The organism is Vibrio sp. B1REV9, from assembly GCF_905175395.2.
Classification (GTDB): domain Bacteria; phylum Pseudomonadota; class Gammaproteobacteria; order Enterobacterales; family Vibrionaceae; genus Vibrio; species Vibrio alfacsensis.
Window position 1 is genome coordinate 1,349,740 of the sequence record NZ_HG992746.1, and the last position, 12,951, is coordinate 1,362,690.

The window sequence follows — 12,951 nt, forward strand, 5'->3', positions numbered from 1 at the left end:
ATTTATCAGTAAACTTAATTTTCCAAGTATTTATGGTAGGATTTTATGAAAAAGAAAACGGCTTTTTTTCTATCGATTATGTGTTGTACTAATATAACTAATAGCTTTGCATTTGATGGGATTTCTATAGATGTAGATGGTATTTTTAAACCATCATCATGGGAGTTTAATATACCTGCGGAAAGTTCAGCTAAAGCGAAAGGAGTAAAAATATTTAATAATGACGCCAAGGTAATAAAAATTGGGGATGATGAGTTTTTGGACTTTGACTTAAATAATTTGTTTGACAACTTGGTATTTGTTCAAGGGAGTACTATTAAATCAGGGGTGTCGGATTTTTTGAAAGTTGAGATAGAATCAAAGAATGGTCCTGTAATTATTAGCGATAATAGTTATTGGGTATCGCGTGATGCTGAGTTTGAAGTTCGAGATGAAAATGGAGCGATTATACCGAATGCGAGCTTTAAATCTGAGTTGAAAGGCGCATTTAGCACGGTTGGTAAATGGACAAATGGAAATTATTATATAGTGATGGCAAGTAATTTAGTTGACGCTGCACATAAAGCTGACTCTTCTCATGATATAGGGGTTGCTGAGGCTTATTTGAATACTCGCCCTGCGTATGAAGAGGCTTATAAAGGACGAGTTGTTAATCGCACCGATGTTCCGGGGGGAACAGTATCAGAAAATATTACAAAGGAAAATAATTATAAAGAATCGATGGCATCTTTTGTCGGGTTAATGACTAAAACAGATTTAACCTTGCCTGTTGGGGCTGAGCATTGGAAAGTTCGAATCCCGATGACTATAACACAGGCTTGATTCTTTTTTGCTAGATAAATTATTAATAATAAAGCCCTGTATTTAACTATGATTAAAGAGGGCTTATTTAGTGTGGTCAATTTTTTTAGTTTCCGATACTTTTAACGTTTTTGCAATGTTGTTGTTAACCTTTTTAGGTGTGTAGGGGGGCGGAATAATTACTAACGCCATATTTCGTTATACTATTAATAGCTTGGCTAATCTTATGTTTTATTTATGAATAATGGTTTATTGATAGGTGGTTTATTTATTATTTCAATACTAGGTAAGTGTTACGCGAGTGTCGCACCATGGGGTGATGAGTTAGATAACTGTACCGCAGAAAGTAACAGTATTAAATTCGACCTTAATAAGGTGACAGGTGATAAATTTTTGGTAGGGCAGCACCATTTGATGCTTATTTTTTTAGGTGGCTGGTACGCCAAAAAAGGGATTTATAAACAAGGTGGTTATACGGGTATGACACCACGGATTGATATAATGAGTAAGGCAGGGAATGTTGCAGTTTCCGTGTATGATCGCGATTTTATTGCGGAGGGTGATATTTGAGTGGATGCTTTGGCTTCCAATGACGGTAAAGATTATTCCAGCTCTACTTAATTATAATATTTTAAATGGGGAGTTATTGGGCCAATTATTATTGGGCGTTCTATTTTTTAGTATTTGATTGATAATTTGTGGTGTATCTATGTCGTTATTATCTAAGTTGACATTTTATCATGATAAAGGAGAGGGGTTATTTAGTCAGTTTTCTTTTCATGATTTATTTTTGAGTTAGGGTGTGCATCATACTACATTCTTAATCTTGTTAGTAGTATTGTTGTTTTTCGATGTATAGGATTAAGTTTGATCCCATGTTGTATGTCTGGTTTGTTTTGTATGCTCTATTTACCTTTGGGGACATTTTGTTTTACATATGTTTGTTTGATATATGTTCTGAAAGTTGAGTTCATTTGTTCTGTTATTATAATGGTTCTTGTTTTTCCATCTTTATATTTCTATAAAAATCGAATGCGGTGTCGTTTTGGAATAGATGTGAATTGGCTGGTTAGTTATATTAATTGCAGGATTTTTGGTTTATTTATTGCAAAGTAAAGCACCTTTTAAAGTGTGAGAGTTGTTATTTTTTTAATTAGTTTTGATAGTTATTTTTCTTGCGAAACACCATGTCAAGATTTTACTTTTATGTTTTATAGATGTGCCCATCAATAAAATAAGATTATATTTTAATTTGTCACATATTTTATGGTCTTTAATTTTTTAAGGTGATTTTATATATGAAATTGACTAAATTTTTGTTTTGTATTCCGTTTTTAATTCCATCTATTAATGCAGAGGCTATCACCATTAGTACTCAGTATTTTATTGATCACGGAGGAAGTCTCGATGATGTTGAATCTACTTTACCTAGAGTGGTCAAACCTTTATATGACAAGAGTTTGGATCATGGTTTTCTATCAGTTGTTCACACTGAACATTGCACTGCAACATGGCTTGGAGATTCTGGCGATGGTTATTCTTTTTTTCTTTCAGCGGCTCATTGCTTTGACGGTAGTGAAGAGGGGCTTCCAATAAATGAATCTATTTTTGATTGGTCAGGAAAACTTATCGCGAGTGGAGATGGGGTTGCTTACATACCTAAAGAGCGATTAGAAACAGAAACGCCTCAAACAGATGTAGCGATATTGAAATTACCAAAAACAGGTGAAATTGTTTCTATTTCCGGTGACGTGGTTGAGGCGCCTTACTTATATGACGGTAGTTCGGAGGAACAGATAAAGGTCGCATTTGTCGGTTATGGTGGAATTGGTTTAGGAATGTCTGACTTTGATAGCTTACATGCTATAGACAAAATGCAACGTTTCTATGGTGAAAGTGAGATAACGGCATTAACTGTAAATGAAAGGCGAAACCTGTTGGTGGGTTATGATGCATCAGGGTTGTTTTACGAAAATCAATGGGCTCGTTTAAGCTCGCCAAGTAACTATCATGATAGAGAAATTACAGATGCCGGAGCGGCTTTGTGGAAGCAAGATCTCCATGGATGGGTAGTGGTCGGAGTCGCTGATGGTCGTAGTCCTATCAGTGAACAATTTGGCGAACAAATTAGTAACGTCAGGATTCATAGTTATATTAATTGGATTCAATCGGTCTTCCCGGAAGTTAAATTGAATAGCGAAGTGGAACAAAAGGAGCCACCGCAAGGATGTATTGTCAGGGTTGACACTGGTGATAAATATTGTTTGGGGGTTAATGAATGGTCCGGTTATTCTTTACCAAAACAGTTTGCTGGACACGAAGTTTATGTCCACGCCGATCAAGGGACTATGGTGTTATTATCTGATTGGGATAATTTGTCTTACAATCATATTGCAGGATTTCAAGGAACAGTGAATACTGAGAATCTTAGAAATGTACAAGCATGGAATGGAAAGTTGTTAAACTTTGATAAACCTCGTTCTATGAAAGTTGCTAGCACTCCTAATGTACCTTTCGGTTGTATTATAAGTGGAGACCTAAAATATTGTTTAACTGCAGATAAAAAATTAAGTAAAGTTCCTGAATGGTTAAAGGGTAAGGAAGTTTATATACAAGCGGATTCAAAGGTTCAAGTTCAGTTATCTAATATGGAACAACCCAAACCTGACGACTTTGTCAGCTTTACGGGGACAGTAGATACAAATAAGCTAAAAAATGTCTCAACGGACAGTGGCGAGCTAATTGATCTTAGTATGCCATCTTTTATAAAAGTGGTACCTACAAGCGAACCACTTGGTTGTATTGTTTCGCTAGTGAGTGGCGAGAAATATTGTTTGCCTAAGGGCGAAAGTACAGGACGCTTGCCAGATTGGATCAAAGGTAAACAGATTTACGTCCAAGCCACACAAGGAGTAAAAGTCGAACTGTCAGATGTTTCAGATTTTGCAGATGGTCGTACAGCTAGTTTTCGTGGTACGGTTGAATCTGAAGATCTTAAGGGGATCCAAGCGGATAATGGTTTGATTATTGATTTTGCAAATCCTTATGCAATGAGAGTGAAAGAAGATCTTGATGAGGAACCTTTCGCGTGTGTGGTATCTGTTAAGGATGGAAGTCAATTTTGTTTATCTTCTAACGCTGATCAGGAGAGAATTCCAGAAAGGCTTTTAGGTCAACAAGTTTATTTGCAATCACCTCGTGGAGTAAAAGTTACATTAGAAAATAAATCGGGTGAGCATCATGTATTTTGGGGAACTGTGGATAGTGAGCGGTTAAAACATCCAGAGATTAGTTTATGGACACCCGCACCTTCCTCAAATTCGCTAGCTACTTCCACAGAACCTCAAGATTTTGATTTTCCAGTTGGTATGAAAGTAACTCGTTCTAACAGAGGAATGGGATGCGTTGTATCAAATGATGATGGTGAAAGATTTTGTTTACCTGGTGGTGAACGTTCTGCATATAAGTTGCCATTTTTCATATTGGGTAAGTCTGTATATGTTGACACGGATGAAGATGTTACGATTTGGTTGTCTGATTGGAGTAATTTGTCTTACAACCGCATTGGCGTATTTTCGGGAAAAGTTGAAACAAATGATCTCAAACATGTACTTGCTTGGAACGGTCAATACTTAGACTTTGATAAACCATGGTCGATGCGAGCTGTTAATAATAAATAGTGAATTTTAATTGTCTTCATTTTTGATGAGGGTTCTTATTACAAAGAGTGCGCTATACTATCAGTACAGTGCACTCTTTGATGCCTGAACCGATATTTACTGAGTTTGGAAGCAGTGATGGCCCTGTAAATAATTTTGTGTACATATATTCAGCAAGTCGTTTTCGAACATATTGATAAAGCGGTTCACAGCTTGTCGCTAGTTTCTAATCTGTATCATCTACTTCTTGGAGGCCTCTAGGAATGCTAAGTAAATCACCTTACGAGCTAACTCATCTGTTGGGAACAGTCTGCGTTTCTTAATCGTTATTTCTAATAATGCTGTTGAGTAGCTCAATGGAGTTAGTCGTGTAAATCGCTCGCCGAATATTATCTGAGTAGTTAGACAGGGTATTGAGGTTTGTCTCTGTGCGTCTTAATCTGTCACCGAGGATGAGGCGATGTTGGCTTTAAAAACAGTTCTCTGACCGATAGAATAGTAAGAGTACCGGCACCTTGTTGTATCTTTCTAAGGGGGGTATTTCACCGAGTTTCACACTATATGCACGATGTGGAGGTGTATTGGAGTCTGTGGGAATGCGGTATTGATAGAAAAACTACATATCGAGAAAAAATATTTAACCCGTCAACTGTTGCGCAAGGGTTGTTTTTCGTGATTGCAGAGAGACCGCATTTCAAAATGTGTAAAAGGGATTGGATAGATCTGAGTAGCTAATTTCCCGGACTTGATACAGTATTAAGTTTTTTAACGTTAAATTTTTCTTATCATTGGTCATAACTCCTGTAGCATCGATGGTTAAAATCAAGATTGTTCTTTTAGTTTTGTCTTAAATTTGGTGCTAATTTTTGGTTTGCTAACAATGTATTAATGACTCAGAGCGGTTGTATTGGAATAAAATTGTGGCCAATTTTATTTGACCACCGATGATAGTTATCATGTCCTTTGATTAAGTAAATTTAATGCCCGTTTCTATTCGAGATTATCTGGTTTAATGGATAAATCATAATCCATTAAGCTTATATGTTGAAGTGCTTTGAATATTGTTTTGGTGTACAATAAAAAATTTTTTGAACTGTCTATTTGCAGTGCTTAGAGAGTCAAATCCACAATCAAAAATTAATGGTGTTATATTTTTGTTTGGTTGGTTTTTTATTTTTTCAGCAAGTAAAAATGCTCTTTTTTTTGATAGGTAGTTTTTGAAAGTGGTACCAATTTTACAGAACTCATATTGAATCATTCGCTCGCTGACGCCAATTTGGAGCGCAAGTTCTCGCACGTTAAAATGGCAGTTTGTTAATTGGTGAGATATTATGTTCGACATTAAATGGACTCTGTGATTTGTGATTTGTGATTTGTGATTTTTTGATTCTATTTCTAATGATATCATTTGCGTCAGTGCATCGATACTTTTACTTTTCAGCCCGGATACATTATTGAAATAGAAATTGCTTATTAATTTATTTATCTCATGTCCATAATTTAATTGAGATACGGGTTTCCAAGATATGTCTTCAATTTGATGTGGTGATGCACCTACAAGATCTATCTCAATAATGAATGATATAGTATCTCTCATTATTAGACTTTCCTCTGTGAAAGAGTGCCATGCTGGAATAATGATGCTATCGGACTGAGATATTATAGTTCTTTCTCTTTCATTATTAAATATCATTCCTGAGCATGTGTTAATGAGAATGAAATGATTTTTTTCTCCAAGAGACGGATTGAATTTTACTTTTTGTGGTTCAGAGCATATATGTACCATTGTTATTTTTTTATTTAATTTTGTCACACTAACATCAATTGTGAGTGCGTTAGGATATGGCACAGGATTGTTAAAGTTTGACATATGATATATTTCTCTATGCTCTATGCATGTTTTGTTGTCAAAAAAAATTGTTTAAATATATGATAATTAGTATTGATAATATAAAAGAAAAAACAAATAAAATATGAGTTAATCTGTTCAAAATTCATCTCGAATATTTGAGTCAAAATTAATCTTTCTATGGTAATGGGCTAATAACAGCGTTTCAAACTTAATAATAAGGTTTTCTCTGTCTTTTAAGGTTATTAATTCATAATGACAGCCTCTGATAGCTCCCTCTAATTTCCACAAAACTTTTTTTGATATGTTTCTATTTCGTAAATATAACTTTAGATAAGTTTCAATAGCCCCTGTCTTTTTTAATATAGCAATAGAGCTAATACCCTCGGCTTTTAACTTTTGGTAGAGACGCGTATCAATATTTACAAATCCATTAATCTCACGTGCTTCTAAGGTATTATCAAACGAGAGTAAAATTTCACGTATAATTTTTAGATGCTGACAATTGAGAAAAGTAAAATTATCGCATAAACAATAGTAACTAGAAAAGTTAACATTTGTATTGAATTGTTGTTCCACAACGTTATCCCAGGTTTTTAGTCTCATTTTTTTTAATTTCGACAGTACGCTCTCATTTATCGGTTTAATAAACAATGAGCCCTGGAAGAAAATAGCAAATGCGCGTTTTCTATATCTCACAACATAGCACCCAAACATATGTTTATACTTTATGTGAGATTTATTTATATGTAATGAATACTCTAAGCTTTCTATAAAGCTCAATGATTTTTCTCGATCGCTTTTGTAGTCTTTGTTGTACATGTTGGAATTTTCGTGTTTGTTTTTTGTGAGGTGAATCATATAAGTGGATTCTTGACGAGTAAATGTTGAGTCTGATTGTTTGCGCATTTCACCTGCATCCTTGCGCAAAGCGGGTGGGTAATTATTTATAATCGTTATTTGTTAATAAGATTAAAGTTGCCAGTTGCGCAAAGTGGTGCGTTTGATGCATGATTCAACCCTTATATTATCCCCTCAGTATAGTTAAAATCACCTGCGTGCTATTACTACGTATGGTTATGTTGTTCTTAAGTTATATAGATGGTGTTGAGAGCTATTTCGAATGATTGAATTGTTAGAAAATCTTGCTAAGAGCTATGAAAAAGGTCACAAATTTGGCGATGTAGATGTAGTGAATAGTTGGGGGTTTTTATATTTTACTGGCGTGAAGTTGAGATTAAATGCTAAGGATGTGAAAGAGGTTTTTCCATCGTACCTTATAGTGATTAAATCTTGTAAGGAGACTCAAGAATGGATTCGGATGGTAAACAATGAAAGAGATTTAGTAGAGGGCAACAATCAGATTATCCCGCTAGATATTATGGTTTATAATTCGCATGTTGACATAGAATTGTTAGAGCGGGATAAGGTTCTTATTATAAATAAAGAGTTATTTTCTCGTTACGAAGGAAAGTATTTCCCTGAGGGTATGCATTTAAATCCGCATCACCTTGCCATTAGTTCTTTGTTTGATACTATCGATAAAGGCGAGGAGCGCTTAAATGAACTTTTAGCAATCGCAAACTTGGCAGTGATCCCGATTAAGTCGAAACTAGATAGCTCATCAACATTTGATCAGCTTAAAAAAACTATTGAAAATTATCAAACAGATTCAAATTTTTGTTTGGATTTAGTATGTAGGCAGAATTACATCTCTAGACGGAAAGCGCAGTATATTTTTAATTCTCAATCCACAACCTTTGTTGATTTGGTTAAAGATATAAGAGTTCATAGGTTGAAAGAAGAAATTCATAAGTCAAATGGTGCAGAGACGATTGAAAGTTATGTCTATAAATCAGGATTTCATAGTCGTACTAGAGCGAATGTAATATTTCGCGAAAAAACGGGTATGACGATTAAAGATTATATAATGCACTGTCGTAACTGCTGTAAGAAAGTTTCTATTGCTAATTGATTCAATGAGATAAAAAAGGGGGAGCCGATGATTGGCTCCCCCTTTTTGTTTAATCGCTGGTAGCGTCTAATGCTGTTAGTGACTAAATTCTATAATTATTAGTTTATGCCTGTGTTTTTTGCTGTTCTGCTTGGCATACCGCTGCAGTAAAGATAACGTCAGTGGAACTGTTCAGAGCCGTTTCTGCAGAATCTTGAATTACACCGATAATAAAGCCAACCGCTACGACTTGCATTGCTACGTCATTTGAAATACCAAATAGACCACATGCAAGAGGAATAAGCAGCAAAGAGCCACCTGCCACGCCTGATGCACCACATGCCGATACCGCGGCTACAATGCTGAGTAATAGTGCAGTCATTAGGTCAACTTCGATACCCATCGTATGCACAGCCGCAAGTGTTAGAGTAGTAATTGTGATTGCTGCACCAGCCATGTTGATCGTTGCACCAAGTGGAATTGATACAGAGTACGTATCTTCATCAAGTTTTAGCTTTTCACATAGCGTCATGTTTACTGGGATATTTGCTGCACTTGAACGTGTGAAAAATGCCGTTACACCACTTTCACGTAGGCATTGGAAAACCAGTGGGTACGGGTTTTGTTTCGTTTTGTAGAAGACAATCGCTGGGTTGACTACTAGCGCAATAATCGCCATTGCACCTAGCAGTACTGCTAATAGGTGAGCGTAACTTGCTAGCGCCCCAAAGCCTGTTGTTGCAAACGTAGAAGCAACGAGACCAAAAATACCAAATGGTGCCAAGCGAATGATAAAGCGAACAATGTGCGACACACTATGGCTCAAATCTTCAAATACCGCTTTCGTTGTCGCTGACGCGTGGTGTAGTGCTAAGCCTAGACCAACACCCCAAGCAAGGATACCGATGTAATTAGCTTGTACTAGAGCATTAACTGGGTTATCAACCAGTTGGAATAACAGGGTATGAATGACTTCAGCGATACCTTGTGGTGGCGTTGCGCTCTCAGCACCGGTGACTAGCGTTAAATGGGTCGGGAAAAGGAAACTTAGTACTACTGCGGTTAGCGCCGCGAAGAAAGTACCCGCTAGATATAGCACCACAATTGGGCGCATGTAGGTGTGTTGGTTTTTCTTTTGATTCGCGATAGACGCTGCGACCAAGATAAAAACTAGGATAGGAGCGATCGCTTTCAGTGCGCCAACAAATAGGCTACCAAGCATACCAACGCTTTCTGCATGGCTTGGTGAGACGGTTGCAAGCAAGATACCTAAAGCGATACCGACGAGGATTTGGATAACGAGGTTGCCACGAGCATATCGGGCAACGAGACTGTTGTGTTGCATACTTCATTCCTGCAATTTATGTCTAAGCAACGGCACATCGTCAGTTATTACCGGGAGGTAATGTTCCTTGAACGAAAAGGAGCTGAATATGGGGTCTGCGTTACTAAGAGAACGGACTATCAATTTCCTATTTATACCTAAGTGACTCGACAATGAGGCTCAACTTTATAACATTAGGTTTTGGTTTATGGACCCTATCAATGATAACCGAGTGAGTGCCACTGGTTAACGAAGTGGTTGTTGTCTCTTAAACCAAATTATTTTCGCTGAGCTAAGCATTTCACGACAACTTGGGTATATTTATCCAGCAGATTCACCTGTTGAATATCACACATCTTAGCTTGGTAATATTTTGTGTCTAGTTTTTGTTTGTTCTAAGGACGATTGTTTACAGAATGTTGTTTTGGGTAAGGGTGGTGTTGTTATGTGTAACTAGGTATTAATGAGCAGCAATTTAGAGTGAAAAAAGGAGACTTTCGCCTCCTTCGTTTTATCGATAATTGAAAGATAACAGGCTAGAAACCTTGCTGGCGCTTACGTTTTCCATCAATCGTACTGCGCACCATCTTACCAAACTGTTTGTTCTGCGCTCTCTGCTCTGCGAGACTGGCTCCATTGTGGGCTTGTTCACGCAATAACTTTTGATAGTTAGTAAAGCGGCGCATTTCTAATGAGCCATCTTCAATTGCAGTTTGAACTGCGCAACCCGGCTCCGTTTGATGCTGACAATCACTGAATCGACAGTTTTCCGCTAGTGCTTCAATATCCGCAAAGGTCTCACTCACGCCTGCTTCGCAATCTGCCAATTGGATCTCTCACATTCCAGGGGTATCCATCAAGATCCCACCAGAAGCTAGAAGATGGATTGAGCGTGAAGTGGTTGTGTGCCGACCCTTGCTGTCATCTTCACGAATACCACCAGTAGCTTGCTCTTGCTCGCCAAGTAGAGTGTTCACTAAAGTGGATTTCCCAACCCCAGAAGAGCCGATAAACGCGACGGTTTGACCTTCACCACACCAACTCATTAACTTGGCGACGTCTGACTCATTGAGACCATTAACGCTTTCTACCATAAGCAGTGGGTCGAGCTTTTGTACCTGAGCTTTGAGTTCGTCAGCATCATCACATAAGTCAGCTTTTGTTAGCACAATAACGGGCTCGACGTCGGCGTCATTAACGAGTGTTAAGTAACGCTCAATGCGGCTGAGGTTAAAGTCGTGATTTAGTGAACAAACGATGAAGACAGTATCCACGTTGGCGGCGATAAGTTGCTCGGCGACTTTACTGCCTGCTGCTTTACGACTGAATAAGCTGCGGCGCTCGAGTAAACGAGAAAACTGTTGTTGGTGGTTTAGTATCACCCAGTCGCCAACCGTCATGTTAGGCAACGAAGCATGAATGGGCAAATGGGTTTCACCTTGTTCACTTACCACAACATAGCCACTGCGATGGTGAGCAATCACTCGCGCGAAAAGCGTGTCTTCGTAATCGTCTAACGTCAGTTGTAGTTGAAAAAAGGGTTTCCAACCTAATAGCTTTAATGGGTTAGGTTGAGTAAGTAGTGTTTCACAAAAAGAATGTGTTTTATTCATTATTGAATTATCCCAGACGCAACAAAGCGCCTTAATACAAATCGCATAAGGGTCTAATTCGCATAGAGCTGACCCCGGTGAAAACCGGGCAAAGAAAGGAGGGGGCGTGGCTTAACCACGAGAAAAAGTTGGACGTTTACCCTTTCACTGCCCAGTTAGTGTTATTTAATACAATCATCATATTTCCTCTTAGTTGGGTGATTAACGAGCGGAGTATAGCGGCGGTTATTCGATTGATACAACTCATTTGCGTTTTGATACGTGTTTTATTCGACGTTCTTCCATCTCTTGTGAATAGGTATTGGCTTTTACGCCGTAAATTATTTGGATATGGCGATCATCGATGATCACCACTCCATATGCTCCATGCTGTTTCAACGCGCTTCTATCCACGATGGCAGTATCTTTTAGTGTTAGGCGCAACCTTGTGGCGCAAGCCCCTGTTTCGACCAAATTTTCCAAACCACCAATGGCTTGTATGATGGTGTCGACATCTTGCTCAAGATTAGGATTTACTTGGGTCAGCATTTTAAAAAGACGAGAAAGGGCTTTTAACATGGTGAGAAGCTCGTTTGGCAACAGGGCTTTGTTTATATCGTAGGCACAGTGTTTTAGCTCTGATTTAGAACAAAAAACTCCTCACGTTGGAGGAGCTTTGTATTGATTTGTCGAGCAAGCCTTAATGGTGATGCTCGTGCTTTTTCATTCCAGCCATAACTTTCTTCACGGGCGCGGTAAAGCTTTGCTTTTGGCCGTTATCGTAAGTGACTGTAACATCGATTTCATCCCCATCATTAAGCGGCTTTTTAAGGTCGAATAGCATAATGTGGAGGCTACCTGGTTTTAGCTCTGTGGTTTCTTTTGCGGTTAGTGTGATGCGTTCAATTTGGCGCATCTTCATCACGTCACCATCGGTGATGACATCATGCAATTCCACTTTACCTGCCGCCGGTGTTTCTGCTGCGATAATATTGATGTCTTCTTGGCTACGATTGGCAAATGTGACAAATACGGCGCTGGTGGTTGCACCAGGCGCCATTGCACGAGCATAAGGTTCATGAGGCATGACTTTTAAGTTCGCTTGAGCAAATGGGCTTAGAAGAATGGCACTAAGAGCCAGAGTTTTGAGTGCATTATTTGCTTTCATTATTCGTTCCTTCGGCAGTCAATTGCGAGATCGTATTTACGATCGGCGCAGGCGTTAATGTATGTGGCACTTTTGTTATGAGCGTGCCATCAGGCTTCAAAAAGTAGAAATAAGAACTGTGGTCCAGTGTGTACTTAAGTTCTGAACCCTCAAGTTCTGTTTTACGAAAAATAACGCCGTACTTATGGGCGAGAGGTGTCGTCACGTCGAGTGGGGCAGAGAGACCCTCAATCATAGGGTGAAAGTAGTGGGCGTATTTGGCTGAGGAATCGGCTTCGTCACGCTCTGGGTCAAGAGAAACAAACATTGGTCGAAGCTGCGCTTTTTGCGTGTCGTCAATTTGGTTGAGAGCGCCTGCAAGCATGGCTAATGATGTTGGACAGACATCAGGGCAACGCGTAAAGCCAAAATAGACAATGCGAATGCGGTCATCGTTGGTATCGAAAATATCGACAGGTTTATTGCCCTCACCGAACAACACACTTTGCGTAGCAGCGGTTTCTTGTCGGTTTTCTACTTCCTTTCGGCTATCGAGGTAAGTTTTGGTTCCGAAGCCGAGTACAAATGCGACGACCAAAAACAGAGACCAATTGCGGCTCATATT

General features: G+C 38.5%; 10 protein-coding genes and 2 pseudogenes. 4 read left to right on the forward strand and 8 right to left on the reverse strand.

The annotated features are described in order from the left end of the window. The first annotated feature begins 45 nt into the window (after positions 1-45). The 3 genes from KHN78_RS20080 (at position 46) to KHN78_RS22005 (ending at position 4,481) form a co-directional block, all read left to right on the forward strand. On the forward strand, positions 46-822 hold the full coding sequence (locus tag KHN78_RS20080) for a hypothetical protein (RefSeq protein ID WP_211918462.1): 777 nt from the start codon (positions 46-48) through the stop codon (positions 820-822). Between the two features lie 216 nt (positions 823-1,038). Continuing rightward, positions 1,039-1,371: a hypothetical protein gene (locus KHN78_RS20085; protein ID WP_211918464.1), complete on the forward strand. Its 333-nt coding sequence runs from the start codon at positions 1,039-1,041 to the stop codon at positions 1,369-1,371. Positions 1,372-2,099: 728 nt separating this feature from the next. After that, positions 2,100-4,481 carry a hypothetical protein gene (locus tag KHN78_RS22005; protein ID WP_211918467.1) on the forward strand — a complete coding sequence of 794 codons (2,382 nt, stop codon included), beginning with the start codon at positions 2,100-2,102 and terminating at the stop codon, positions 4,479-4,481. Between the two features lie 222 nt (positions 4,482-4,703). Here KHN78_RS22005 and KHN78_RS22190 read toward each other — a convergent pair. The 3 genes and pseudogenes from KHN78_RS22190 to KHN78_RS20105 all read right to left on the reverse strand — a co-directional run. Continuing rightward, positions 4,704-4,881 (reverse strand): annotated as a pseudogene (locus KHN78_RS22190) (transposase); the annotation flags it as partial. A gap of 600 nt (positions 4,882-5,481) precedes the next feature. Continuing rightward, complete coding sequence (locus KHN78_RS20100) at positions 5,482-6,330, reverse strand: helix-turn-helix domain-containing protein (RefSeq protein WP_211918469.1); 849 nt, start codon at positions 6,328-6,330, stop codon at positions 5,482-5,484. A gap of 117 nt (positions 6,331-6,447) precedes the next feature. Continuing rightward, on the reverse strand, positions 6,448-7,218 hold the full coding sequence (locus KHN78_RS20105) for a TfoX/Sxy family DNA transformation protein (RefSeq protein WP_211918471.1): 771 nt from the start codon (positions 7,216-7,218) through the stop codon (positions 6,448-6,450). A gap of 214 nt (positions 7,219-7,432) precedes the next feature. On the opposite strand from KHN78_RS20105, the gene KHN78_RS20110 reads away from it, so the two are divergent. After that, positions 7,433-8,284: a helix-turn-helix domain-containing protein gene (locus KHN78_RS20110; protein WP_211918472.1), complete on the forward strand. Its 852-nt coding sequence runs from the start codon at positions 7,433-7,435 to the stop codon at positions 8,282-8,284. Positions 8,285-8,387: 103 nt separating this feature from the next. On the opposite strand, the gene sstT is transcribed toward KHN78_RS20110, so the two are convergent. From sstT to KHN78_RS20135, 5 genes and pseudogenes are all read right to left on the reverse strand, one after another. Further along, positions 8,388-9,608 (reverse strand): serine/threonine transporter SstT, encoded by a 1,221-nt coding sequence (gene sstT, locus KHN78_RS20115; protein WP_211918474.1) that lies wholly within the window; start codon positions 9,606-9,608, stop codon positions 8,388-8,390. 515 nt (positions 9,609-10,123) lie between these two features. Next, positions 10,124-11,200, reverse strand: a pseudogene (gene rsgA, locus KHN78_RS20120) (ribosome small subunit-dependent GTPase A). A 243-nt stretch (positions 11,201-11,443) separates the two neighbouring features. Then, entirely contained in the window at positions 11,444-11,758 is a 315-nt protein-coding gene (locus KHN78_RS20125) for a glucose PTS transporter subunit EIIB (protein ID WP_211918476.1), read from the reverse strand. 121 nt (positions 11,759-11,879) lie between these two features. Then, positions 11,880-12,347 carry a copper chaperone PCu(A)C gene (locus KHN78_RS20130; RefSeq protein ID WP_211918478.1) on the reverse strand — a complete coding sequence of 156 codons (468 nt, stop codon included), beginning with the start codon at positions 12,345-12,347 and terminating at the stop codon, positions 11,880-11,882. Further along, entirely contained in the window at positions 12,334-12,948 is a 615-nt protein-coding gene (locus KHN78_RS20135; protein ID WP_211918480.1) for an SCO family protein, read from the reverse strand. The genes KHN78_RS20130 and KHN78_RS20135 overlap by 14 nt, the downstream gene beginning before the upstream one ends. Positions 12,949-12,951 lie beyond the last annotated feature (3 nt).